Here is a 26,174-nt window from a genome sequence, read left to right as displayed (position 1 = left end):
GTAATACACCAAAGTTGGCTATACAGCTCATTAATGTATTTTGACTTTAGAGATTCATTAAATAATCAAACCCTTTTAAGTTATGAGGGTATCCTACTTTTAATAAATCATTTTTAATTTCTTCCAATAGTTTGTTCCATTCACTTAATAACAAAGCTTTTGTTATGATTATCGGAGATTCAAATTTATGATACTTATCAGGTGTAACTTTCTTGCCTTTAAACTCTAAATTTGCTGTCGTCCATTGTGGGATTATTTTAATATCATCACTTTTGATTTCAATATGCCAAATTGCAGAAAAAGAGCTTGATAAAAAATTAATTTTAATCATACCGTCTCCATGGTTAATCGCCCTCATCATTTTAATCACATCATTATATATTTCACTCATATCCCCTCTAAAATCAAGTAACAGTTTTAAATCATTATTTAAATGAATAATAAATTCATAATTTTCATAATCTGGATAAATTGAAAAAACCGCTTCACTTACACTTTCATCTTCACTATCATAATGACCTAACAGTATATCTTTTTTTAATTCAATATAGAACATAATTTAAAGTCATTTATTCTTTATTTCTAATTGGTTCTGCTGTTTTAGAATCTATAGGAAAGCCATGAAATGTTCCGTTTCCATTATTTCTTACTCTGATCATATCTGGTATGGACTCTGAACCATCTTTATAGTATACTATACTTTTATGGTCTGGGTTTATAGGAAAATCTTTAAATCCATCTTCAGGAGAAAGAGTTGCTGCTTGTTTTCCTGCATACTCTAAATCTTTTTTATTCCTCCATTTTCCTTGAGGTCTATATGGTGGTTTACTTGCTCTTTTTATAGCATCACTCTTTTGCCAATTTATACCATGAGCCTTTCCTCTAAGATACCCTCTTTCTGGTTTTAAACAGTCCAACCCAAAAACATCAACCTCATAATTTATATCAAGTGCATAAGCATAAAAATTTGAAGAGTTTCCGAGTAGTCCAATCGGATCCTAGGAAATATACATCCCACTGTTTCCATCGTAATACCTAAAACGGTTGTAGTACAAGCCTGTCTCTACATCTTCGTACTGTCCTTGGTTCCGGAAAGGGATAAAATGCGCTGCTCCTTTGGTTTGGCTGCGGATATTGCCGTAAATATCGTATTCCACCTCCCAGACGAGGTTCCACACTCCGTTGTAGGCAGCAATGGGTTTGTTGATGTAATCGGTGACAATGCTGTACACACCTTCTTGGATGATTTTGGTGGAGGGAGGAGATATAAAAAAGCCCATGAATCTCTTCTTCGTGGGCTTTTTTTGTAAAACTGGTAACTTTGAATAGCTTAATTAGAGCTGAAATCTGTATAGATTTCTATTATATCTTGGTCTTTACTATGCTTACAGTATTTAGTGATAAATTCTATTAATTTACTTTTAAAGTGGAGATCATTCAGTAAGTCTGCGATATTTCTGTATACATAATCTAGGTAATCATGTTCAATATTTGCATTCAGTACTTTATCAATAGAGCTGGATATATTCATGTTTAGCCAATCTTTATCCAAATTTAAAATAATATCTTTAGCTGCACCTAAATAACTTGCAGGCCCATTTACAGCAGTGAAAACTAATTCATCTATTAAGTTTCGTTTTATTTGGTCACTCATTTTTTCAAGGATACTTAAGACAATTGGCAATCTGTCATTTGTCTTAAAAGACACTTTTATATCTTTTAAAATCAATTCAGTATCCAATTTAAAATAATTATATCTTAAGCTACTTAATTCTTCTTCCTTGCTTAAAAGTTCCTTCCACTCAATTGATTGTTTTTTCATGCTTTTATATTATGTACATTTTGCTTTTTTGCCTCCATAGTGAGATTGAATTTCACTAAACTTTGCTTTAAATTCTTCATAACTCATATCCTCTATATTGTAAATGGTATGATGTCCTTTTCTCATTGGGCCGCCAACATCCACCCCATCTGCTTTAATTGCTAAGCCACTTGGGAGTGACGTTCCTTTAGTGAAAACATGGTAATGACCAGAAAGTGGAGCATTATCTGGGCTATTAAAAGTAGAAGCCCCTTTAGGCCACTGAACATACTTTTGTGATTTAATTATATCTCCTTCCATTGCATCTGCCACATCTTTTACCCTAGGGGCCCTTGGTGTTGTAGAATTTCCAAAAGCTACTAAGTCAGTCGGAACAATTTCATTCAGTCCTAAAACATCCACCCAAGCATTACTATCCTTAGTATAAGCATAAATATTCGGATTGTTCCCCATCAACCCAATAGGATCCTGTGAAATATACGTCCCTGATTCAGGCGAATAGTACCGGAAGCGGTTATAGTACAAGCCTGTCTCCGAATCCTCGTACTGCCCTTGGTAACGGAAGGGGCAGTCTTGAATTGAGCCTCTTTCCAGGGTTCGGATCTTTCCATAGATGTCCAGTTCGGCTTGCCAGACCAGGTTGCCTACATGGTTGTACATCAGGCATGGTGTACCCAAATAATCCGAGACGATGGAATAGGTTTCCCCTTCCACGATCTTGGCGCTTGGCACAAAACTGCCTTCGTCAAAGACCCAGGTGATCAGGTTTTCTACCGGTTCGGCTTTGTCCAAGCTGAGTATTCCCAGCTCATCGGCCACCGTCTGCGGCCGGTCTTTCAGGGCATAACGCCACTCGTGCAAAGGTACGTTCCCGTCCCATACAAACCTAGTGATCTCTTCGGTAGCATGGTTGAGTTTGGCCGTTCTTCTACCCAAGGCATCGTATTCGAAAGAGATCTCCGTGCCGTCCGGACGCTTTACACTTTGCAACATCCCGTTGGCCTGCCAGGTGTAGTACCAGTCCCCGTGTTTCCAACGGGGTGCACCGGATCCTTGCCGGGCTTTGTTCTGCAAATACGCCTCTTTTTCCGCCTGGGTATAGCGTTTCTTCCGCGTCTCTTCGGGCGCTCCCCATTCCTTTTCGTCCAGAAACAAACTGAATTTCGATGGAGGCACTTCTTTTTTTGTTTGGGGTTCCTGAGATTCCAAAGACACTTCCTCTTTGGTTTTACGGATCAGGTTGCCCTCCTCATCGTATTGGTAGTACCAGTCCCGGTCTTTGAGCAACTTGCCGCCCTTTCCGTAGACCTCTTGCTTTTTCGGGTCTTTGTAGAGGTTGCCCACCTCATCGGGCAACTTGTAATCGTAGCTGCCGTCCTGGTACTTTGCCGAAGCCAGGTTGCCAAAGGCATCGTAGGCATATTGGATCTTGCCCTGGGTCAAGGCATTCAGCGTCTCTTTCAAACGGTGGTTGGCATCCCAATGGTAGCGGTAGTGCCGGTTGTCGTGAAAGCCCCGCTTCACCCGTTGGGAGGTCGGGCGGCCCGCCTCGTCATAGGTAAAGGTGGAGGTGATTCCTCCGGTCAGCTCCCGCTCTATTTCCTGCCCCAAGGCATTGTGTTGTAACTTTGCCTCCCAGGTTTTTGCCTCGCCTTCTTCCTCTGTTTGGACCCGGGCTGTGGTTCCGGTTCTTCTGCCCAGAACATCGTAGTTGTTTTGAATATCGGCTCCCAAAGAGGAGGTGATCTGTGTGCGCTGTCCGTCCCGGTTGTAGGTACTGAGCACTTCGTAGCCCTCTTCTCCCGGCAAGCCCGAGGTCTGTACCTCCCGGATCACTCTACCCAAGGCATCCCGTTCGATCGAGATCGCGTTCTTCTCTGTGCGGGCCTCTACCAGCTGCCCGTTCTTGTTGTAGCCATAGGTCTCCCAGCTACCGTCCTGGTGGTCCACCCGGCTGATCCGCCCCAAGGCATCGTATTCGTATTCCGAAAAGCGTTTGCCCGGCCGTTGTACTTTCAACACCTTGCCCGCGCCATCACGGTCATACCGTCTCGTCAAGCCGTCAAAACCCTCTTCCTCGATAATGTCCCCCTTCAGGTTTCGGGTAAAGCGGTACCGCTCTTGCCGTTCGTTCTCGATCCTGAGCAATTGCTCCATCTTGTCGTAGTCGAAAAACACCTTCTTGCCGTTTTCCTCCCGCATCTTCAAGCTGCCCATTGGTGTGTATTCAAAGCGCACATGATGGTGTTTGTCCAGGGCTTCGATCACCTCGTCATAGGCATTGTACCGCAGTTGGGTCTGGTTTTTATCCGCTCCCTGAATGCCTACCACCCGGCCCAAGGCATCGTAGTTAAACTGTTGCTGGCTCTGCCCTTCGGCTTGTACCGCCCGCACACGGCCCCAATCATCGTACACCCAACGGGTCGAGTGCCCCATCGCATCGGTAAAGCTTACCAGGTTCTGTTGTTCATCGTAAGCCAGGAGGCTCTTTTGTCCGTTCTGCCGCACTTCTACCAACAAATCCTCTTCATCGTATTCAAACATCGTATAGCTGTTGTCCGGCTCTACTACGCTGCCGAGCAAATGCGGCTTTCCGTCCACATAACTGTAGGTACGGCATTGGCCTTCGGCATCACTGGCCAGGATCAAACGGTCTTCTTCATCGTAGACAAAACCCTCTTCGGTGCCGTCCGGATAAACAATGCCCGTACGGTTGCCCCGCTCGTCATAGGTGTAGCCTGTCAAATTACCCGCCTCGTCAATCTCCCGGTACAGCTCCATAAACTCCGTATACTGCAAAAAGCGGCTGTTGCCCAGAGGGTCTTTTACCTGAGTCACCAGCCCTTCCGGGGTATAGTGATAGGTAGTAGTGGCCCCGTTGGCATCGGTGATGAGGTTATAGCCCTCTTCGGTATGGTAGTCAAACCAACCTTCTTGATAGCCTCCGTCTCCCCAGGTGTGTACACAACGGGATTCGTTATCGTATTCCCAGTAAAAGGCCTGGCCGTTCCGGTCGGTCTTTTTCACCAGCAAATGCTCTTGGTATTCCATGACGGTTTCCTGCCCCAAGGAGTCGAGGATGCCTGCCATATTTCCCTCCGTATCGTAGCGATAGCCCACCAAGGTGGATTCATTCAACCGGATTTCGGTGATCCGTCCTTTCGCATCGCTGTCCACTTCCAATTCCCGGCCCGCGCTGTCGGTGATCCCCGTCAAGCGGTCCCCGTTCAAATGCAAACTCAGCGCTTTGCCCGCCGGGGTTTCAATCCGCGTCAATCGGTAACGATCCGAACCGTTAAATCCTTCAAAATGATACGTAAGAGCACTATTATGGTCTATCATCTGAAAACGACCGTTGCCCAAGCGTTTCAAAGTGAGTTTTTCCTGACGGGAATAGAATTCCTCCCCGTAGTCCAGCAGCGGAAAGCCCACCAGGCGGCCATCCTCCATCCGCAGGCCTAAATTTCCCTCCTCCGGGTAAAGTTCTACACAACGGTCCAGGGCATGATGCACCCCGTGCCCCAACCAGCCTTCGTATTCGGTGTCCGAATACCAGGCCCGGTCCCAGGACAAAGGCACCGGTCCGGGCAATTCAAAATCCTTGCCTTCGTAAACCACCGCCCCGGTGATCAGGTTGATCGGCTCAAAACCCAACCAACAGAGGGCATCGGTGAGTTTCTTGGGCGCTTTTTTATTTTTCAACAGGCCGTTGAGCCGGGTCATTCCATTTTTGGCCCCTTTCATCAAAGCGCCCAGACCAAAGCTGGTGATCAGCCCGGTGATCAAGCCTTCGATGTCCGGCACATAGGGCCCGCCCACGATGACCGGAGGCCCAGTGGGAATGGGCAAAGAGAAGGACGTGGGAGCATACCGGGTGGGTACCAGCTTCCGGAACTTGTCCTTGCCAGGTGTCACCGAAAAGGGAATGCCGATGTCGTTGCAACTCATCACCATATGGCCTTTGGGACTGAGCCGGGAGCCTTCGGCAAAGACCGTCTGGCTGCCGAAAAAGTTGAGGCTCTCGTGGCCGATGGCCGGTTCCATGACAAAAGGCGGGTTGAACAAAGGGATATGCTGAAAGGTAACCAGCATGCCCATGGTGTCCGTATTGCCCCGTTTGAGACCGTTGATCTGAACGTTGGAACCCAGAAAGGGGATGTAATCCATGGGGTCCATCAGGATGCCGATAAAAGGATGAAAAGGGTTGTTGGGCGGAGTAGCCGTAAAATGGATATCCAGCCCTATGATAGGGGTAAAGTGGTTGCTGGCTAGTAACATAGTGGTTGAAATCAGGGATTATACAAAACAGCCCTCCGGGACAAAAAAAGATGACCCTGTAGCTTTTGTCGGTTTAATACATTTCGGATAAATAAGTCTAGGAAGGTATCCCAAAGACTTGTATTCTATCTCCCCAAATATAGTTATACCTTTGAATAATACAACCGATTAGGGTGTTTTTTTAGTAAGAAACTTTGGGTAGGGGGATTGTTAAGGAGGTGAGGAGGGTTTTTGTTCCCCCACCTTAAAACACAGCTTTCTCAATTCAATAAAAAGTTGAAAAGTCCTAGCAAGTAACAGTCTTACAGATACCAGTATAAAACGTATCTGGAGAGATTTGAAACAGCCTATGAATCAGAGTATAAAATGATGGTATGGCATTGGAAAAATTATCAAATACTTAAAAAAACGGTCAAATACAATTATATCCATTGGAAGCAAAAGAAGAGAACCCTACACAATCTTCTCTTGATCAGAGTCCCAAAATTTACCTTACCTCCTCCTTTAATAGAAGTCGTTTTTTCAAGTAAAGCCCGAACCAACTACTAATGAAAGGGTTGTGGGAATTTAAGTTGTTAAACCTGAACAAGTTCCCCACAACCTCAAGTCGGACAACCTTCAACTATTTGACATCCTTGATTATAGTCTTACTAATGAGCAACCATGATCCTTTTGGCTATTTTATCTGTATTTGTATAAACAACTACATTATATATCCCGGACGGTATGTTCTTTAGATCAATTTTTATCCTATGGGTTCCTTGAATACAATTTCTATCGGTCTTGTATATTTCTACTCCCATCATGTTGACTATTTGTATACCTAGTTGCTGGCTTTCATTTGTTTGAACCGTAATCTCGAATAATCCGGTATTGGGATTGGGGGATATATTCAGAGCATCTATTTGTTGGTCAGTAGCGCCATGTTCCTGTGCAAATTTATAAGAAGTAAGCGTCTTTTTAGAGGAAGAGAGAATGTCATTAAATATCCAGGATTGATTGTCATTTGTACCATTATAGTTGGCTTGAACAACAGTTTGATTGGTTCCATCCAAGTACAAATTACTCCGCTTGCTCACGATTGTATAAGCAACTTCATCACTGGATTGTAAGCCGGTGTATTGGATATACCAAAGCTGATTATCACTTCCGGAATAAGGCCATTGAATAATTTTTTGGCCGCTTGCTGTACTTCCCTCATACACATCCAGGTACAAACTACTATTCACCGCCATGATTTTGTAATAATCTCCATGCAGGTCATTACCAACATATTCTACCGTAAATTTTTGATTATCACTGCCATGATAAGACCCCGTTATTAAATCCGCTCCCCAAGCCGAACTATTTCCTAATATTTCCATATACTTATTACTCCCTGCATTCTTTATCGTGTAGGTTCCGTTTGGGAAGGCATTAAAATTTGGCAATACACTTGATAAATATTGCAATCCTTGCTTCTCCGATGGAGCTGCCAAGGCTGAATCAAGATATAGTAAAAGATGATGCACAGAATCACAAAAGCGCGACTTTGCGGCATTACTCATTTTTCTTAATACATCATTTGCCGAACTTTGATAAAAAGGCACATAAATATGAACATTCTGAACCGTTGAACACCCATCAATAAATACTTTATCTTGAATACTGTCAGTAACTTCGATTAAATTTCTCAAAGTGATATTGGGAGGGGTCAGGTTTCGGTTATAATATTTCTTATCCGTTATTAAATAAGCGATGGAAGGAGGCGTATCATCCGGATTTGAATCCACTAATGTTTTGTTCCAGTATTTCAAAATCTTTGCTACCGAGAAGGCTTGTTGATATTGCTGAAAATAACTGGTAAAATCATTAGAGAAGGAGTATGATCTGGTCATTAAAAACGAGGGGGAAGTTTGCGGTGACCAGATGGCTAACTCTGCACAGTCGGGTGTGCACTGTTGGGTGGTATTAATTTTATTAAAGCTGGCGACATCTATATGGTAATTAAACGTTTGACCGGATGGCAAAACGGTGGAAGAAGAAATCTCTATGACAGGATCTTTCATTGCATATTGATATTGAGGCTCTGGAAAGTAGTTCTTTAGCCAAGCCATCACCCGTTTCTTAAAGTTCTCAGCATTCCAAATATATAAAGGGAGCTGATTATTAAACGGGCCTTTCCTGACCAGGATATTAAGGTCTATGTCAGAACCTTCACTTGAACCCAGTCCGTTGATTGCGGTTTGAGTGCCGACCCCTCCTGCTATAAGTACTTCCGGAACTGAAAAATAATAGCCAAAGTCCGCCTCTAATTGCGTGACAAGACTGTTTATATTCTGAGAGATTAGGGTATATTTTGACTGTAAGAGAGCTAATTTTTCATCGTTTAAGGAAACTGTGGAATGGACATATTTTTGGAGGTATGGTTCATAATTTTGGCAAAATAATCCACCTGGAAATAAAAGTATCAGGACTACCAGTGCAATGATTGAAGTTTTCTTAGCTTTCATGATTTCTTCGTTTATGCTGTGTCAATAGTTTACAGATGCAGACCATATGGATGTATCCAGCCGCACAAATGCTAGTATTTATTTATACCTTAAAATACTTATATATTTATGTAATCACAACCAGTTACTTGCTTTTTTTTGCAGGCTATTTCACCCTCATCATCTTATAAAAAAGGGCTTGCCGGGCGGTATCAATCATTTCCAAGGTACCCTTTGCTTTTTGTTCTTGTACTTCTAAAAGTTTTAAGGCTTGGATATACTTTTCGAGTGTAGGGTTTTGGCAACGAATTCTCCTTTCGTTTTCCTGAAGACATTCTTTTAACTCGCCCAGGGTGATAAAAGGAATCACGGAGCCGCGCAGGTAATAGTGAAAAACCCGGCCATGCCATAAGCCTAAGCAGAGCCAGTACCAATATTCCCTGTCCTTTTCCGTAGGAGTGAGGCATACAAAACAATTCGGACAGGGTTCCTTCAACGGTTTTCCACTGTTCATCCCCTTGCTTAAAATGAAAAAACGGGCTTGGGCATAACTTGTCTTGGGGCGGTAAGTTTTGAGTTGGAAGGTTTTCATAGAGCGAGCGGTTTAAAGTGTTGCTCACTCCGCTTCGCGCAGTCATTTTCAAAAGAGAAAAGAAAAAGGAAAAAAATAAAAGAGAAAGCTCATCCACAGGAGGATGTGGCAGGACGGTCAGGTTTTTTGAAATAAATACAATCCGCAGGATGGAGATTTCTTTCAAAACCGAAAGGAACAACCTTGAAGGTCCGTAAGTGTGCATCCGCCTATCTTAGCGTTCTCTTTTTTATTGTTTTTTTGGAAAATGCCTGGGATTAAATCCTTACGATTGACTAAGCTTTTGTATTCTTCTTCAACAACTCATTTTTCTCCCGTTCACTGGCGAGCAGGCGTTCGTACAGCTCTACTATTTTATCTATTGGGTTGAAATTCAAATCACAATTCTGATTTATACCTGACGAATTATCTTTGAAATCAGTAAATGTGTTGGAAATAATATTGATTACGGCTTCTTCATTGAATTTTTCAATTGCTTCAGGGCTCATACCCAAAGCCTTGGCTACTTTCTCCAAAGTTTCCTCATCCACGGTTTCACTCTGTTCGATTTTGGAGATTTTTTGCTGGCTGAGCCCCAGCTCTTCGGCCATCGTTTCCTGTTTCATCCCCCGCAATTCCCGGATGCGGCTGATTTTCCTTCCTATATGTGCAGTTTCAGTCATTGTTATTTTGTTTTATAAATGTACCGTTTTTTACTGGTTGAAATCTTTCTTTGAAATTACTTCTTTCTTATAAGATACGAAAAATTTCAGGGGTAAAAAACATCCTTATCAGGGTAATTTACCACGCCTGTGGTTCGGTACCACAAATCTAATCCCTTTTTTTGTCCGACAAAACAAATTTTTATCTGAACAGGAATCCATCATGCCCCACGCCTTCCATATCTGGCTGCATTGCCACCGTCCTCCCAGCTGATTTTTATCAGCCATACCCTATTTTACCCATCTTTCCACCTTAACCTTATTTTTCACATGAAAGCAATAGTATGTGTCCTGGCTTTGCTATGCCTTTGGGCAAAGGTCAACGCCCAAGCCCCCTTAGCTATCGGGGATGAACTTCCCGGTCTTGTTTTACCGCAAACCCTAAGGGATACCGTCCGGACTTCCGATTTCCGGGGCAAACTTTTAATATTGGATTTCTGGGCCACCTGGTGCAGTCCCTGTATCCGGATGCTGCCCAAAACCGATTCCCTGCAACAGGCCTTCCGGGACAAGGTACAATTTCTCCCCGTTACCTACCAGAAAGCCGAAACGGTACAACGGCTGCTCTCCCGGCTTCCTGCAATGAATTTACCTTTTGTAACAGGGGATTCTGTGTTGCACCGGCTTTTTCCCCACCGGGAATTGCCCCACTATGTCTGGATCGATCCCCAAGGCAAAGTGGCCGCCTTTACCGGGCATCAAGAAATTACAGGAGCACATCTCCAGCGTTTTCTGGACAGTGCCTTGATTAGAACTACCAAACAGGACAGATGGGTCGATTATCACTACCAGGAACCCTTCTTTCAACAAGGGCTTTCCGGAAGTGTTCTGTTCCAATCGGTCATTAGCGGCTATGTGGCGGGATTGCCCAGCCGCTATGACCTTTTCCGGAACCCGGGCGACCGCGATCTTACAAGAATCACGGCCTTGAACTGTTCTTTGGTGGATTTATTTGCCTTGGCGTACAGTGAAGGCAAACGCAACTTTACCGCCAACCGTATCTTTTTGGACGTAGCAGACAGTGCTGCCTTACTTTCCAAGAAAAGCGGCCAGGCCTATCACCAATGGCTGGAAAAACACGGGTATTGTTACGAATTGATCCTGCCGCCCGCTTTGGCAAAAGAGGCCTTTGTCTTAATGCAGAAAGACTTGCACCGCTTCTTTCCCCAATATAAAGTACGGGTGGAAAAACGGATGCAACCTTGTCTGGCCCTGATCCGCACCACAAAGGAGGACAATTTCCAAAGCAAAGGAGGGAACCCTTCGGCTTCCTTTTCCGCCTTCCGTGCCCGCATGGTCAATACGAGTCTCAAGCGGTTGGTGGCTCAATTGTCTACGGTGTACTTGCAGCATTTGCCTTACCCCGTTATCGACCGGACAGGCTATTCCGGCAAAGTAGACCTGGCACTGGACGCTTCATTAAGTAAAGTAGAAGAATTACAGAAGGCTTTGGCCCCGTACGGCTTGGATTTGGTCAAGAAACAAGAAGAAATAGAGGTACTCATCATTATGACTAAATGATCCTTGCAACTAACGACCTTCACCGCTTACAACTGACTATTTTTTTCATATTCAGTACCCATAATTTATCATCAGTCAATTTTTACCATGATACAGCGATTTTTACTTTTTATAACCTTGTTGTTTTCCGGTTTTTGCCAGGCGCAGGAAAGCGTCACCGGAAAAGTGTTTTCCCGGGTGGATAAAGAACCCCTGCCCGGGGTGAATATCCTGATCAAAGGCTCACTTCAGGGAACGGTTTCCGGACTGGACGGCAGTTTTTCCCTTTTGGCCCGGCCTTCTGACACCTTGTTGTTTTCCATTGTAGGATATGAACGTGAAAGCGTAGCCTTGAACGGAAGGACCCAGTTGCAGGTATCCTTACCGGAAAAAGCCGCCCAGTTGAAAGAGGTAACTGTTTATTCTACCGGTTACCAACAGTTGTCCCGGGAACGGGCCACCGGTTCTTTTGAACGGCTCGACCGGGAGCAGTTGAACCGCAGGGTCAGTACCGGAATCCTCAGCCGTATGGAAGATATCAGCCCGGGACTGGTGTTTCACCGGGAGGGTAGGGAAAGGGACTTCAGTATCCGGGGAAGAAGTACCTTGTCGGCGAATGCCCGTCCTTTGATTGTGGTTGATAATTTTCCTTATGAAGGAGACCTTTCCAGCCTGAATCCCAACGATGTGGAGAGTATCACGGTGTTGAAAGATGCCGCGGCCGCTTCTATCTGGGGAGCCAGAGCCGGTAACGGGGTAGTGGTCATTACCACCCGGAAAGGAAAGGTTCAGCCCAAACCCCGCTTTTCACTGACGTCCCACCTGACCGTAATAGAAAAGCCGGACTTGTTTTATCCCTCCCGGATGTCCAGCGAAGAGTTCCTGGATATGGAACAATGGCTTTTTACCCGGGGCTTTTACAAAAGCGCAGAAAACTCCCCGAGACGTACACCGCTGACTCCGGGTGTGGAATTGTTGATTGCCCAACGGGAGGGGAAGTTATCCAAAGAAGCCCTGGAAGAGGAATGGGAGAAGTTAACCCGTAACGAAGTGAGAAAGGATTTTGAACGGTACTTTTACCGCCCGGCTTTGCAACAGCAATACGCCTTACAGCTCAGGGGAGGGACAAGCCTTTACCGTTATTTTATCTCCCTGGGGCTGGATAACAACCTGGAGAGTTTACAAGAAAACAGCCGGGAACGCTATAGCCTTTCGGCCCGCAATACCTGGCATGTCTTGAATCAAAAACTGGAAATTTCCCTAGGTGTCTACGGGGTCCAGTCCCAATGGCAACTCGACAACCCCGGACCGGGTTCGGTACGGCTATCGGCCAATGCCCCGGTCTATCCCTATGCCCGTTTGCAGGACGGAGTGATCCGCGACTACCGGAAAGGCTTTGTGGAACAGGCAAGTAACCAAGGGCTGTTGGATTGGCATTACCGGCCCTTGGACGAACTTTCGGCAAGCCCTCATAGCATCCGGGCCACGGACCTGCGGCTTACCGGAGGCTTACAGTACCTTTTTCCAGGCGGCTTGAAAGCATCGGTTTTAAGTCAGTATTTTTCCAGCGATAAAACGGAAGAACAACTCCATCCTTTGGCCTCCTATTATACCCGGGACCTGATCAATCAGTATACCGAAAGGGGCAAGGACGGGGAACTGCAACGGCATATCCCTTTGGGCGGTATCCTGGACCAGCGGTTTCAAAAAACCATTTCCCAAAACCTTCGCTTTCAACTGACTTATGAAAAGAACTGGAAACAACATCAGCTCTCCCTGTTAGCCGGGTATGAAGTGCGGGAACAGGTTCATCAAAGCACGGTTCAGCGCCTCTACGGGTACGATCCGGAATTGACCACGCATCAACCGGTGGACTACCAGAGCCGTTTTCCCCGCTACCATTATCCGGCTTCCAAAGCCCGGATTCCGCACCGGGACGGGGTATCTTTACTCACCGACCGCTTTTTATCTTCTTATGCCAATGCCTCTTACACATTCCGGGACCGGTATACTTTTTCTGCCAGTGTCCGGAAAGACGCTTCCAACCTCTTTGGCGTTCGTGCCAACCAAAAAGGAGTCCCCCTTTGGTCGGCCGGACTGGCCTGGACCCTGAGTGAAGAAGCCTTTATGAAACCTTTGGATTTATTAAAATTGCGGCTCACCTATGGCTATAACGGCAACCTGGACCGCTCTGTCTCCGCGTACACCACGGCCACCCGTTTTGGTAGCAATGTGCGCTACCAACTGCCCTATGCCGTTATCGCCAACCCTCCCAATCCCGATTTGCGATGGGAACGGGTCAGAATCCTGAACGCAGGACTGGACTTTGCCACCCGGGGAAACCGACTCTCCGGTTCGGTGGAGTACTTTGCCAAATGGGGAATGGACCTGATCGGTCAGCAACCCCTGCCTCCATCTTCCGGCATGAATCATTTCAGAGGGAATTCGGCTTCTACCTTCGGTCAGGGAATCGATCTGAAAGTAAAAACGCTTAATCTGAAAGGCGCTTTCCAATGGCAAACGAATTGGCTTTTCAGTTGGATCAAAGAGAAAGTAAGCCGTTACGAGGTTCCGGCCCTGGCGAAAAACTATATCCAATCGGGAGCGACCGGGCTTTACCCCTTGGAAGGCAAGCCCCTGTACGGGATATACAGTTACCGGTGGGCCGGACTGGATCCACAAACCGGAGACCCGAGAGGCTATCTGGAAGGACAAGCCAGTACGGACTATGCGGCCGTGCTGAATGCCACCAACTTGGAAACGATGGTCTATCAGGGCCCGGCTAGACCGGTGTGTTTTGGCGCATTTCGCAATACCTTTTCCTTCAAAGGCCTGAGTCTCTCGATCAATCTCACCTACCGTTTGGGTTATTACTTCCGTAAAAACTCCATCCGGTATAACAACCTGTTATCGGGAAATGTCGAACATGGAGATTATAGGAAACGCTGGCAGCAACCGGGGGATGAAACGTTTACCCAGGTGCCCTCGCTACCAGAGAGAAAAAATACCAACCGGGACCAACTCTATTTGTACTCTGAAGCATTGGTAGAAAAAGGGGATCACCTCCGTTTACAGGATATCCGGCTGGAATACCAACTTCCTATAGAAAAACTGCCTTTTCACAAAGCCAAAGTATATCTCTATGCCAACCATTTGGGCATTCTTTGGAAAGCTACCGGTACTCCCCTGGACCCGGACTACCGGCAAACCAAACCCCAACGCTCCCTGTCCTTAGGCTTTCAACTGGAATTTTAAATTTTATGATCATGAAAATATATTTTCCCTTTTTACTTGTATTGCTTGTCTCCTGCCAGCAAGGGTTTTTGGAGAAAAAGCCGGATCAGTCCCTGGTGGTACCCTCCACCTTGGAGGACTTACAAGCCCTGTTAGATCACGACCTGACCTTGATGAACGAAGTGCCTGCCTTGGGTTTGATTGCCTCTGATGAACTCTATACCACCCAAGAAGGCTACCGGGCTTTTATCCACCCGGCCGAACGCAACGCTTATCACTGGGCGGTGGAACTCTATGAAGGAGAACCCATTAACGATTGGGACAAACCTTACCAACAGGTATTCTATAGCAATGTGGTATTGGAAGCGTTGACGGATATCCCCGTAACGCAAACCAACAACGCTCAATGGGAGGTCTTACAAGGCTCCGCCCTTTTTTACCGTGCCCATGCGTTTTTCCAACTGGCCCAGCTCTTTTCCGCTCCCTACGGGCAAGACCAGGCCTTGGGAATCCCCTTGCGGCTTTCGGCCGATGTCAAAAAAGCAGTCCGTAGGGCCAGCCTGGAAGACACGTTCTCCCAAATCATCCAGGACCTGGAAAAGGCTGAAAATCTGCTTCCCTTGACAAGTCCGTACAAAACCCGGCCCAGCCGCCTGGCCGTCTGGGCCTTGCTGGCCCGGGTATACCTCATCATGGAAAACTATTCCCAGGCCTTAGACTATGCCAGGAAGTTTTTACAAGAGCAACGGGAACTGTTGGACTATACGGAACTAGACACCTCCCAGTCCCGCCCTTTTCCTTCGGACAACCCTGAAGTGGTTTTTGAAGCGGTATTGACCTCGTATATGTTTACCATTTCCAGCCAAGTGTATGTGGACTCTTTATTGTATCAAGAGTATACGGATGGGGATTTGCGCAAAAGCCTGTTTTTTAAAGAAGGGGAGGAGGGATACTTGTTTAAGGGCTCCTACACGGGCAACTTTTATTTATTTGGCGGACTGGCCACCGATGAAGTCTTTTTCATCAGTGCCGAGTCCAAAGTACGGACCGGGGATATCGCCGGAGCCTTAAAAGAGCTGAATGAACTGTTGCAAAGCCGGTGGAGACCGGAAGATTTTGTCCCTATCACCGAAGCGGAACCGGAAGCACTGTTAAGCCGCATTCTGGAAGAACGGAGAAAACAATTGGTATTCCGGGGTATCCGTTGGCAGGACTTGCGAAGGCTGAACCAGGATCCCCGTTTTGCCCTCACCCTGGAACGGACACTGGAAGGTGAACACTACACCCTGCCTCCGGAAGACCCCCGTTATGTGTTTTCCATTCCCGAACAGGAAATACAACTCAGCGGTATCGAACAAAACTCCAGAAAGTAAACCAAACCTACAATCCAAACAAGTAAAGGGCCGGTATAACGGGGAAGGGCAGTAAGAAGGAACAAAAAAAGGGCCTTAGAGGGCCCCTTCGTCTGCAAAGGAATAATAGCCTTCACGGGTGAGGATGACATGGTCCAGAACAACAATGCCCAGTAGTTGTCCGGCTGCTTTGAATTTTTGGGTCAGGTGCAGATCGTCCTGGCTGGGTTTGAGATTGCCTGAAGGATGATTGTGGCAAAGAACCAGTGACGAAGCTGCAGCCTTCAATGCCACACTAAAGATAAGTTTGGGATCGGCAGTGGTTTCGGAGATTCCCCCGGAAGAAACTTCGTAGAGTCCCAACACCCGGTTGGCCCGGTTGAGCAAGAGGATTTTGAATTGTTCGAGGAGTTCAAGCTTTCCTGCGTCCCAGCTATCCAGAAAAATCTGGTAAGCCTCTTGAGAACTACAGATCTGAGGGCGTTGGCAAACTGCTACTGGAGGATTATACGACACCTGGATTTCAGCGATTTGGAATTGAGCATTCGGTACCATGGTAAGAAAGGGTTTGAGGTAAAAAATAAATGGATGGGACCCATCTCAGGGGGAAGGATGAACTGGGCCAAGGAGGAACGGAATAAATGGCTTGCGAAAAAGACGTTGCAGGGTTTATGCCGTAGTTCCTTGGCCTCTGTTGCAGTCTATCCGCCTAACTTGCGATCATATTGATTGATTGTGTGCGTGGGAGTAGGGAGGGAAAATAAACTAAGGGCCTACCTTTTTTCTTTTTGGGGAGGGTATTGAATGGCTCCTCATCATCACGGGGTAAGCCTCTATGCCGCCCTCATTATGGAGGTCATATCTACAAGTACAGATGGGTCTGTACCGTTATTTCTCTTTTACAGGTAATTCTACACTCCTTTTAGCTCTTTTTGATTTACCCCTTACTCGGTGTATTTAGGAAAATGTTTTCTACGTTTGGCCTCCTTTACTACCAAAGGACAATATTGAGCATCATTGACAAACCAAATAACTTTATTATACCATGAGCTTAATTGCTAAACTATACATTGAGGACAAAGTCGTAAACATTCTTGATTTCAAATTCCGCTTTACCCGCTCGGTAGACGAACGTGGGAAACCCATGGGCAGACCCAACGGAACCCTGTTCGACATTACCTTTGAAACCACTTCCGACCAAAGCTTTTTCGCCTGGTCTGTGGGGATGGATATGGTCAAAAAAGTAAGGATTGTCGTTTCCCCGGTTACCCGGGACAGCAAAAGCCGGGTGTTTGAACTCTTCGATGTACATTGCGTCTTTTTCAAAAACCATTTCAACGGGGTGAATGGCAAACCCATGACCACCCAAATTAAACTCTCTCCGGCCCTACTTTACGATGGAGGACATAAAATCCTGGATCACTACTGGAAGGAAACCGACTTAAGTGCACAGGATACACCCGTAACGACCCTACAAAAAGAAGAAAACTTTGAAGTACTTTCCGCTCATTTTGAAAATAAAGAGCGAAAGAAAATCACGGAACTGGAAAAGGGTACGGCCTACCTGGTGATCCATACAAAGAATGGCGATGGAAAATCATTAGAAATTGATTTAACCGATCGCAATCACGATTTCAACTATCAAGGGAAAAAGCTGGAAAATGATATATTGAAAGATGTATCCGTTATAGGTGACAAAACCACACTTGAGTTAGAAATCATCGATGAACAAGAAACCTGAAGTTAAAAACACCCCTTCAGTCGGTGTTTTTCAAAGGGAAGTTTATATGGTTTTTTGTAAGAGGATCCTTTTATAATCCAATATACTGTATCCTTTTTGATTTTTTGTTTTATGACTACTTTTTGAAGAATAGCATCAGATGTTACCTCTTTGAAAAAACCCTTAATTTTTTTATCACAAGAATAATGAGGGACTGATAAGTATTTGCTACCCAGAATTGCATAACTCTTAAAATCTAATCGAACTAACTTCCCATACTGGTGATACTCAATAAAATTGATACCCTCATTTGCTTCCACCCCATTTTTATATTTACAATAGTAGAAAGAATTTGGACCGGTAATCACCTTATATAAACCTGTTAAGGGTTGATCATTTCGATTGTCAACAAGATACTCATAAGTAACAGGAAATCGCCTTGGGTCTTTATACTCAATGGTTCTAGTCTTTGTATAAGTCTCTGTATCAAGGTGTATAACTAAGGTATCCCCTTTGGGTGGATCTTGCCCAAAACTCAAAAAGGATACGAATAACAGAGGTATGATCAAAAATTGTTTCATCGTATCAGTTCTAAATCGTGATTGTCTTGTCGTAGTTTGTCCCATTGGTACTTCCAAAAGCTAAAGGTATTTAAACTATAATCCATAATATTTTCAGTAGTACCATTAACAAAAGTATGTTCAGGCACAATTGTTATCCCCTCTTCTTCGGTAGCTACCTGAAAGGAATGAACCAATCCCATATTGTGAGCCGCTTCATGTACTAAGGTCATTTCTCTAAAATGTTTATGGTGACGTGCTAACATTACATACCTGCCCGTACTAAATATATCTTCTGCAAAGCCATCAAGGTGTTTTATCCGTGTGTCAATGTCACTTGGGTTTTTAGGGTATCTTATCACTGTGGGCATTAAAAAAAATGCCACCCCAGGTTCGGATGTATATTCTTCTTCATAAATCTCTCGCAACCCAAGTAAGAATTCTCTCATATTACAAACTATTCCATCTGCATCAATTTCTGTAATAGACCGTTTAATTCGGTTAATTCCAGGGCCTTCTTCAATATTATCACCTATTTTAAATTTTTTAAAATCTACATTTATTTTCCTATAGTCATATTTTCTTTGATTTTTCTTAATGGGAACATATTCAATTAAGGCTTGAATAAACTTCTGTTTGGCTTTTTCTTCAGTATCTTCTACATATCTTTTCCAATTGGAAATGGTTGTTTCCATGCCAATTGGATCAACTGGAGGATTTAAAGACGGACTATTTATTACGTTTATTTCTACTGTATTTTCAGAAAAATTTAACTTACTTTCTATATCCATGCCATCAACCTTTCTTGAAGGCATATGAATTGAACCTTTGAAATTTACTTGTACAAACCTCGCATTCAACCTGTAAATATCCTGGTTATGATAAATCATAAGCTTTCCTACCTCTTCCCTTTGTGCTCCACTTTGGGCAAATACCTTGATTTGTTGGTGCTCTGCAAAGGTTCCTCCCGTACAAGTGATGGTGATGGTATTATTTCCTAAATAGTAGTCCCTTGTTGTTTGCCCTAAGTTTTTCGTCTGCCTCCCTGTTTGTAGGATCTCAGATAAATTGATTTGGGCAGGCTCTATTTGTAGGTGAGGGGTACTGCTCTCAAAAATAAGAGCAGTAGCATCTTCTGCTAGCTCTTCCAATGCTTCCAACTCCAAGTCCAATGTAGCTTCCTTCCCTTCTTTGAGACTTAACCAGGCCGGATAGTAATCAACCTCATAGGGGCGAATAGGGTCTGTTACGTCTCTTGAATATTCACCCTTTAGCCGTTCTACATCCGTACATAAGGGAGTGGTTCTCCTATTTACAGTTTCAATCGGATAAATATATTCATCCCGTAACCAATCAAAACCATACTCTTTTGTCACATTATTGTTCTCATAATCGGAGGGTCTTCTAAAGTGTACCAGAAAGCGCTTGAGGCTTGAAGGTCTTTTGAGTGCAGGAATTTGGATGGAGTTTTTCGGATTACCTGATTCTGATATTGTAATCATAGTTGTGGATTTGAGGTTTAAAGTGCTGTGTTGCTAGTAGCCTGTCCCCAATAGTCTTTAACCAAGATGAAAAGGTAATTTTTGAGGATCAGCAGGGCCAAATGTAGAAAACATTCCTCTAAATCTAGTTACCTAGTAAGAGGTAATAAATATATTTGTAAGGATTTTATAAGAATCTATCAAATCTTTAAGAAGTAAGTTAAACCATTCTAAACTTGAAATTATGAACTTTTTAAAAGAGCATGCAAGTACACAATAGGATGATTATCAAGGATTAGCAGCCATTGATTTTCATGATGGTGACCACGTTAGGAAAATATGTAAAGATTATGATATTGATACTGAAAAACACTTTCCTATGGGATTGAAATTTTCAGAACACACCATTAACGGAGAGAAAATTAGTACTACTATCTATACCCTGGATACAAAAAAATATGGCTCTTCCTTTGAGGATATTAAAAAAGAAATAGTGAAAAATAACGGGGAAGTAGAGGTGACAGCTCATCAGGTAGAAATTCCTTATTCAGAAATAGGAAAATATATCAAACGGTTTGAAGTCTTCACCACAAATGAATTTAGCAAAAATATCAGAAAGCTAATCATTGAAGAATAAAATAGAAAGGCCACCATTGTTTGATGGTGGCCTTTTATTTGTATAGCCAAATCTTCAAGTACAGATGAGCCTGTACCGTTATTAGAAATAAGATATGTATAAGTTGTATATTTTGTAAACTCTCTTTCTGCCAATTGTACTACTTATACATCATTTAGGAGTCAATTGTCCTAACTTAATTTTTACAACCATTCTTATCACAGGTGATTTTTTCACTTGTATTCACCCAATGATCTGAATGTTCTTTAGTGTCAAAACCACATCCTGTAGTTCCACCTTTTTGACCTTTATGGACTTCTCCTGTTGGTTTGTGTTTTACTGGCATGATAAAAGATTAATGATTAAACAAAAATATTTTTATCCTAATTTACCCAAGTTTTTTCAAAACCTTGTTTTATTATACCTAATAATAGTTGTTTTTCATAGAATTTACTAATGTGGAAAGCCTCAATGTTACACTATTGACAATAGTGTAACATTTTTGTACACACTTCCCCCGGATTTCCGGGAGAATAGCCCGACAAAGTGTTGAATCTTGATACATTATACAGTAATTTTGTAACATGAGTGAAATGAAACTGTATTCTGACAAGGGAGAACGCCTGTATTTGACCGCTTCCGAGCGACAACGCTTTGAACAGGTTTCCAAACAACAGGACCGGGAAACGATGACCTTTGCCCTGGTGCTTTTATACACTGGATGCCGCCTCTCCGAAGCTTTGAATCTTCAGGTCAGACATATCGACCTGGAGAATCATTCTATTGGAATTGAGTCTTTGAAGAAAAGGAAAAAGGGAGTCTTCCGGAGCATCCCGGTTCCGGAGCGTTTGATTGAATCATTGAACTTGGTGCATGCCTTGCGAGAGACAAAAAACAAAAACGCCCGGCTCTGGAAGTTTACCCGGATGACAGGCTGGCGAAAGATCAAAGAGATCATGGCCACAGCCAAAATCCAAGGGCCACAGGCCACAGCCAAAGGTTTAAGACATGGCTTTGGAGTCTATGCCATTGCCGACTGTGAAATACCCTTAAACATGGTGCAAAAGTGGTTAGGTCATGCGGAACTCAAAACCACCGCTATTTATGCCAATGCCGTAGGGAAAGAGGAAAGGGATATTGCCAATAAAATGTGGAGGAGATGAAAATTGGAGATTTTATAGAAAAAGAGAGAATTGGATATACATGAGAAAAACAACTGAAACTATTGAATAAAATGCGTGGATTTCGAACGAAATTACCAGATGTGTAGAATAATATTTGTTAACGATTTGCTTTTTAAATAAACATATTAAGGAGTTACAAATTTGAGATTTGTAATTTTAAAAAATATAGGCAGCGATGTAGTTTAATCTTGTATAAATAGTGTGGTGTGACATTTTTAGAAAAATTAATAAAAGACAAAGGACCAATTCTATCTGGAGAAATCCTTGAAACCCTTACAAATAAGAAAGGTATTTCAAATGCAGCTGCAAGGAAAAGATTATCTAGGTTGGGCGATAACGATAACATATATCGTGTACGAGGATTATTTGCTGACGGACAAATCACAGAACGTTATACTCATATTACTAAAAAAGGTGTAGATGGCATTGTGAGTCCACTGGATAATTTGGATATTTGAGATAAGAGAAATAACGCGCATGTGCGCGTTACACAAACGTTAGTATTTATTGCAAAAATGAACCCTTTAGATCGAATCAATTTAATTAAAGAGATTGCTGTTAAACTACAGGAGCAATTTACAACGACTGAAATAAATCTGTTTCTTGCTGGTTATGGTATCAAAGGATTAACCGAAACAATGGTTAATAGTAAAAGAGTTTATTCTCAGCAGATCCTTCAAGAAGAATCAAATGAAACAATATCTAAGGTAGCCAGAGATTTAAGCCTTGATGCTCCAAAAGCGGTTCAACCAGAACGTAAACAAGATATTGTGGGGACTAATGAAAAAAAGGTTTTTATAAGTCACTCTAGCAAAGATGCCAATGTAGTTGAGCAAGTCATTGAGCTTCTGGAAGCAATAGGGTTAAATGAGAATCAAATTTTTTGTACGTCTTTCGAAGGGTACAATATAAAAATTGGAACAGATTGGCTACAAACTTTAAAAGAAGAGCTTAACAAAGAGGTTCTGGTTATATTTATTCTCTCTGAAAATTTTTACAATAGTCCAGTAAGTCTCTGCGAAATGGGAGCTACATGGGTTAAAACAAGTGAACACATTCCCGTTCTAATACCTCCTTTTTCATACGCTCAAATTCAAGGGGTCATACCGAATACTCAGGGTATGAAAATCAACGAAAAGGCGAAACTTAATTCGTTAAAAGAAAAAGTAGAAGCTTTCTTTTCTCTAACACCGAAAAACTTTAGTGTATGGGAAAGGAAAAGGGATAATGCTGTTGGCCAAATTAATGAAATTATCACAGTCACTTCGTTAAACGATAACATCCTGGATGTCAATGAAAAATTCGAAATAATAACTGAAAAAAAAGCAGGAGATTTTGAGTTAAAAGAAGGAATGCTATTTCCATCTAGCTCTGACAATTTTAAAGTTAAGTCAGAGAAAATATCAAGAATGACCGAGGAAGGACCGACTGAAGAAGATTACTATGTGATTAGTCAAAACGGAACTGAGATGTTGAATGTCCGAACGTCTTCTGGGAAGTCTCAATTCGTAGAAACTATTGAGGAAATCCTTGTTCTAACAGAAAACTTCCGAACAAAAGAAGGCATTGGCGTTGGCTCAACAATTGCTGAATTCACTAAAGCTTATCCTAATTATTATACATGGTATACTTATGTCAGTGAAATGTATGTAATAGAATCTAAAGATTTACATATTCAGTTCATACTGCCAAAAGACAGTTATAAAGGGGGACTTGAAATTAACGGTGATATGACAGAATTAAATATCTCTGACTTTGATCAAGAAGCAAAAATCATGAAAGTTAGACTTATATCAAACAAATGCTGACACTATGTAAAAATGCATTAAAACGCATTTCACATTAACCGTTAGGCAAAATAAGCACGAATGAAAAATCACTTTGAGATAAGAGAAGTAAAAAAAGAAGACAAAAGAACAAGTTTTGACTTTTTTGTAGATGGGAAAGCACTGTCTGAATGGTTAAATATTAATCGCTTTGATTTGGCTTTTTGTGACTTTGATCTGGACTTAGTTGAAGTTGATAAATCTAAGTTTCCTAACTACAATAGAACAAAAATTAACAAAAAGGCAGCCTCTCGATTTTTAGGAAATGACCAGCCACCATTTAATCAATTTGAAACAAACCGAATAGTACTTTATAGGTGTCATTGTGGTGTTGATTATTGTGGAATTATTTCATTTCTCTTAGAAAAGCAAGATGATTTGATAATCTGGAAAGAGATAACATACGAAAATGAAGACTTTATCTATGTAGAAAACAAATCTTATGAAAATGACGGTTTTAATTGTAAGGAAGAGATAGAAAGTAAAGGACTAAAACCAATAAAGGAATTAAGATTTGATAGAAGTAAATACGAATTAGAATTCAAAAATTACCTAAATAATTACTGTGCCTAACACGGTGTATAAGTAATAGCGGTTTAAGTGATGAAACTAAGGACAAAACATAAAACAAAGGTCAGTGGAAAACCGAAAGGTTCGTGAGTAGAAATCCGCTACTACTCATACACTAAACCGTTGTAAGACATTGAGCAGATGATAAAGTCATATAGGAATTTAGGTAGAAGGTTTCAATTCTATAACCCAGAGAAGATTGAAGGACGGCAAAATATTTTCACTGTCATTGTCGGTAAAAATGGGTCTGGCAAAAGTACATTGCTCGGTAGTTTAGTTAGAGACCTATTAGGGGTTCAAAACTCTAAAAAACTGTATAAAGGTCCTGAATTAGGGTTTGAGCATATAGAAAAAGGAAAAGTAGTGACGACTAAAAAACCTAAGGAGATTATCTCAGTCTCCACTAGCCCGTTTGATAAGTTTCCCTTCGTAAGACATTCATTAGCTGTAAGTAATTATTCTTATTTAGGATTACGAGATCTTCATGGTTCCAATTTTGGTTTAGCATATCTATCAAAAATAATTGCTTCTCTGATTCAGTCTGTTTTTGAAAATCCAACAACAGCCATTGGTAAGGTTCTAAATTACCTTGGATACCATGATATTATTTCAATAAGATTTGATCTTTCTATGACAAAAGGAATGCTAGAAGATCTTGTATATTATTTGAATGATAATAGCCAAGATTTTCCTAGAAGAAGAGGTTCCTTAAGAAGGCTTAATATGAGGTACTTCTGTAATGAGGAAGATGAAGTTGATCTAGCTAAAGTCGAATACCTAATACAGGTTGCCGAAAGAATATTCAATCATAAAATTCCAAAGTTGTTTGAATTAGAAATAAATTCTAGAGGATTTGAAATGAATCATTTCGACATGAAATTATCTGAAGACTTGATTCTATTAATTCAATCTGGGATGATCAGATTAAGAGATGTTGGAATACGATCACTTGAAGATTCTCGACTATTCTCAATCCGGGATGCTAGCTCTGGAGAACAAAGTGTTATTTTAAGTATTCTTGGAATAGCAAGTGCTATTAGGGATTACAGTGTGATATGCATTGATGAGCCAGAAATATGTTTGCATCCCCAGTGGCAAGAACGTTACATACAGCTATTGATATCGACATTTTCAAGTTTTAAAAGTTGCCATTTTATAATTGCAACACACTCCCCTCAAATCATTTCAAGATTAAATGCTCGAAATTGTTTTATTATGACAATGGAGGACGGTCATGCATTTGATGCAAAAGGATATATTAAGCATTCAGCAGACTTTCAACTGGCAAAGCTTTTTGATTCACCTGGATACAAAAATGAATTCCTGAGTAGAATCGCGTTGAATATTTTTAGCAAGGTAAGTAAGAATAAATCCTTTGATAAAGAGGATTTACAAAATCTCGAACTACTTAAATACCAAAGTAATTTTCTAGATAAAAAAGACCCAGTTTATGAATTAATAGGTTCTATCAACGAATTATTCCAAATCTATGGCTGATATAGAGACACCAATTTCTTTCAGCTCAGAAACACTTGAGTTTATAAAGTCAATTGATATTGATAATGATTTTTCTCATGAAGACTGGGGAAATGATGAATATATGTCAATTAGGAAAGAGGCTAGAAATTTTTATAGAATTGAACAGAAAGGCAATTGTGCATATTGCAGAGGTCCAGTTTCTATGAAATCCGCTAGCAACTGTCAAGTTGAGCATATAGTTCCAAAATCTTTGCACAAAGAGTTTGCATTTACACCAAAGAACCTTTGCGTAGTTTGTGCTGATTGTAATGAGATCAAAAGAGAGCAAGAAACCATAGGTGATATAAAAGAGACTTTAAAAACCCCCCGCAAAGTCAAGAAATACCCACGCTCAAGTGGCGCTTTTCTTATAGTTCATCCTCATTTTGATAATTACGCTGACCATATACTAATTGTTAATGGGCTCTATGTAGATAAAAGTTCGAAAAAGGGAAACTTCACAATTGGAACATGTAACCTCAACAGACGACTTGCCGAATTCGGATGGGAAAGTGATATACTGGATGACTCAGAACTGATGAACGAAATGAACTCTTATATCACAGAAACAAGCCAAGTTAAGCGCACGAAGAGTTTAAACAAGATAAAAGCACAATTATTCAACATATAAACGTCTTACAACAAACACTAAAATGAATATGCGAACTGAGTCTTTAGATAGAGTAATACGGAACAGAAACTTTAGTGCTTCTAACCGCTGGGACGCATACTCATTTTAGTTGGACGTT

General features: G+C 42.2%; 23 protein-coding genes. 11 read left to right on the top strand and 12 right to left on the bottom strand.

Annotation, left to right across the window (positions count from 1 at the left end; genetic code table 11):
- Window positions 1–46: 46 nt before the first annotated feature.
- The 8 genes from AAG747_RS05625 to AAG747_RS05590 all read right to left on the bottom strand — a co-directional run bounded on the left by AAG747_RS05625 (window position 47) and on the right by AAG747_RS05590 (window position 9,825).
- Complete coding sequence (locus tag AAG747_RS05625) at window positions 47–556, bottom strand: hypothetical protein (RefSeq protein WP_346820158.1); 510 nt, start codon at window positions 554–556, stop codon at window positions 47–49.
- A gap of 13 nt (window positions 557–569) precedes the next feature.
- Window positions 570–917, bottom strand: a complete 348-nt coding sequence (locus AAG747_RS05620; RefSeq protein ID WP_346820157.1) for a hypothetical protein — start codon at window positions 915–917, stop codon at window positions 570–572.
- Between the two features lie 81 nt (window positions 918–998).
- Complete coding sequence (locus AAG747_RS05615; protein WP_346820156.1) at window positions 999–1,280, bottom strand: RHS repeat domain-containing protein; 282 nt, start codon at window positions 1,278–1,280, stop codon at window positions 999–1,001.
- Window positions 1,281–1,330: 50 nt separating this feature from the next.
- On the bottom strand, window positions 1,331–1,822 hold the full coding sequence (locus AAG747_RS05610; protein WP_346820155.1) for a hypothetical protein: 492 nt from the start codon (window positions 1,820–1,822) through the stop codon (window positions 1,331–1,333).
- A gap of 9 nt (window positions 1,823–1,831) precedes the next feature.
- Entirely contained in the window at window positions 1,832–6,100 is a 4,269-nt protein-coding gene (locus tag AAG747_RS05605) for an RHS repeat-associated core domain-containing protein (RefSeq protein WP_346820154.1), read from the bottom strand.
- Between the two features lie 650 nt (window positions 6,101–6,750).
- On the bottom strand, window positions 6,751–8,592 hold the full coding sequence (locus tag AAG747_RS05600; protein WP_346820153.1) for an RICIN domain-containing protein: 1,842 nt from the start codon (window positions 8,590–8,592) through the stop codon (window positions 6,751–6,753).
- Between the two features lie 145 nt (window positions 8,593–8,737).
- Window positions 8,738–9,163, bottom strand: coding sequence for a DUF6943 family protein (locus tag AAG747_RS05595; RefSeq protein WP_346820152.1), 426 nt, complete (start codon window positions 9,161–9,163; stop codon window positions 8,738–8,740).
- Window positions 9,164–9,438: 275 nt separating this feature from the next.
- Window positions 9,439–9,825: a helix-turn-helix domain-containing protein gene (locus AAG747_RS05590; RefSeq protein WP_346820151.1), complete on the bottom strand. Its 387-nt coding sequence runs from the start codon at window positions 9,823–9,825 to the stop codon at window positions 9,439–9,441.
- Window positions 9,826–10,134: 309 nt separating this feature from the next.
- Between AAG747_RS05590 and AAG747_RS05585 the strand changes: the two genes are divergently transcribed.
- The 3 genes from AAG747_RS05585 to AAG747_RS05575 all read left to right on the top strand — a co-directional run bounded on the left by AAG747_RS05585 (window position 10,135) and on the right by AAG747_RS05575 (window position 15,971).
- On the top strand, window positions 10,135–11,385 hold the full coding sequence (locus AAG747_RS05585) for a redoxin domain-containing protein (protein ID WP_346820150.1): 1,251 nt from the start codon (window positions 10,135–10,137) through the stop codon (window positions 11,383–11,385).
- Window positions 11,386–11,472: 87 nt separating this feature from the next.
- A complete protein-coding gene (locus AAG747_RS05580) occupies window positions 11,473–14,619 on the top strand; it encodes a SusC/RagA family TonB-linked outer membrane protein (protein WP_346820149.1) in 3,147 nt (1,048 codons plus the stop codon).
- 11 nt (window positions 14,620–14,630) lie between these two features.
- Window positions 14,631–15,971 (top strand): RagB/SusD family nutrient uptake outer membrane protein, encoded by a 1,341-nt coding sequence (locus AAG747_RS05575; protein ID WP_346820148.1) that lies wholly within the window; start codon window positions 14,631–14,633, stop codon window positions 15,969–15,971.
- 75 nt (window positions 15,972–16,046) lie between these two features.
- Here AAG747_RS05575 and AAG747_RS05570 read toward each other — a convergent pair whose 3' ends face one another.
- On the bottom strand, window positions 16,047–16,505 hold the full coding sequence (locus tag AAG747_RS05570; RefSeq protein ID WP_346820147.1) for a JAB domain-containing protein: 459 nt from the start codon (window positions 16,503–16,505) through the stop codon (window positions 16,047–16,049).
- A 490-nt stretch (window positions 16,506–16,995) separates the two neighbouring features.
- Here AAG747_RS05570 and tssD point away from each other — a divergent pair, with 490 nt between their 5' ends.
- Window positions 16,996–17,691 (top strand): type VI secretion system tube protein TssD, encoded by a 696-nt coding sequence (tssD, locus tag AAG747_RS05565; protein WP_346820146.1) that lies wholly within the window; start codon window positions 16,996–16,998, stop codon window positions 17,689–17,691.
- A 2-nt stretch (window positions 17,692–17,693) separates the two neighbouring features.
- Here tssD and AAG747_RS05560 read toward each other — a convergent pair whose 3' ends face one another.
- Both AAG747_RS05560 and AAG747_RS05555 read right to left on the bottom strand, forming a co-directional pair.
- Window positions 17,694–18,251, bottom strand: a complete 558-nt coding sequence (locus tag AAG747_RS05560; RefSeq protein WP_346820145.1) for a hypothetical protein — start codon at window positions 18,249–18,251, stop codon at window positions 17,694–17,696.
- The gene (locus AAG747_RS05555) at window positions 18,248–19,732 is read right to left on the bottom strand and encodes a hypothetical protein (protein ID WP_346820144.1); all 1,485 of its coding nucleotides are present in this window, start codon (window positions 19,730–19,732) and stop codon (window positions 18,248–18,250) included. The genes AAG747_RS05560 and AAG747_RS05555 overlap by 4 nt, the downstream gene beginning before the upstream one ends.
- Before the next feature lie 358 nt (window positions 19,733–20,090).
- Here AAG747_RS05555 and AAG747_RS05550 point away from each other — a divergent pair, with 358 nt between their 5' ends.
- On the top strand, window positions 20,091–20,348 hold the full coding sequence (locus AAG747_RS05550; protein WP_346820143.1) for a hypothetical protein: 258 nt from the start codon (window positions 20,091–20,093) through the stop codon (window positions 20,346–20,348).
- A gap of 175 nt (window positions 20,349–20,523) precedes the next feature.
- Here AAG747_RS05550 and AAG747_RS05545 read toward each other — a convergent pair whose 3' ends face one another.
- A complete protein-coding gene (locus tag AAG747_RS05545) occupies window positions 20,524–20,673 on the bottom strand; it encodes a hypothetical protein (protein ID WP_346820142.1) in 150 nt (49 codons plus the stop codon).
- 247 nt (window positions 20,674–20,920) lie between these two features.
- Here AAG747_RS05545 and AAG747_RS05540 point away from each other — a divergent pair, with 247 nt between their 5' ends.
- From AAG747_RS05540 to AAG747_RS05515, 6 genes are all read left to right on the top strand, one after another.
- Window positions 20,921–21,490 (top strand): tyrosine-type recombinase/integrase, encoded by a 570-nt coding sequence (locus AAG747_RS05540; protein ID WP_346820141.1) that lies wholly within the window; start codon window positions 20,921–20,923, stop codon window positions 21,488–21,490.
- 227 nt (window positions 21,491–21,717) lie between these two features.
- Window positions 21,718–21,969, top strand: coding sequence for a hypothetical protein (locus AAG747_RS05535; RefSeq protein ID WP_346820140.1), 252 nt, complete (start codon window positions 21,718–21,720; stop codon window positions 21,967–21,969).
- 57 nt (window positions 21,970–22,026) lie between these two features.
- A complete protein-coding gene (locus AAG747_RS05530) occupies window positions 22,027–23,319 on the top strand; it encodes a toll/interleukin-1 receptor domain-containing protein (protein WP_346820139.1) in 1,293 nt (430 codons plus the stop codon).
- A 60-nt stretch (window positions 23,320–23,379) separates the two neighbouring features.
- Complete coding sequence (locus AAG747_RS05525; protein ID WP_346820138.1) at window positions 23,380–23,910, top strand: hypothetical protein; 531 nt, start codon at window positions 23,380–23,382, stop codon at window positions 23,908–23,910.
- A 138-nt stretch (window positions 23,911–24,048) separates the two neighbouring features.
- Window positions 24,049–25,404 (top strand): AAA family ATPase, encoded by a 1,356-nt coding sequence (locus tag AAG747_RS05520; protein ID WP_346820137.1) that lies wholly within the window; start codon window positions 24,049–24,051, stop codon window positions 25,402–25,404.
- Window positions 25,397–26,056 carry an HNH endonuclease gene (locus AAG747_RS05515; RefSeq protein WP_346820136.1) on the top strand — a complete coding sequence of 220 codons (660 nt, stop codon included), beginning with the start codon at window positions 25,397–25,399 and terminating at the stop codon, window positions 26,054–26,056. The genes AAG747_RS05520 and AAG747_RS05515 overlap by 8 nt, the downstream gene beginning before the upstream one ends.
- Window positions 26,057–26,174: the final 118 nt, after the last annotated feature.

This window comes from Rapidithrix thailandica, from assembly GCF_039710355.1.
Lineage (GTDB): Bacteria > Bacteroidota > Bacteroidia > Cytophagales > Flammeovirgaceae > Rapidithrix > Rapidithrix thailandica.
This window is presented reverse-complemented; position numbering and strand designations above follow the sequence as displayed.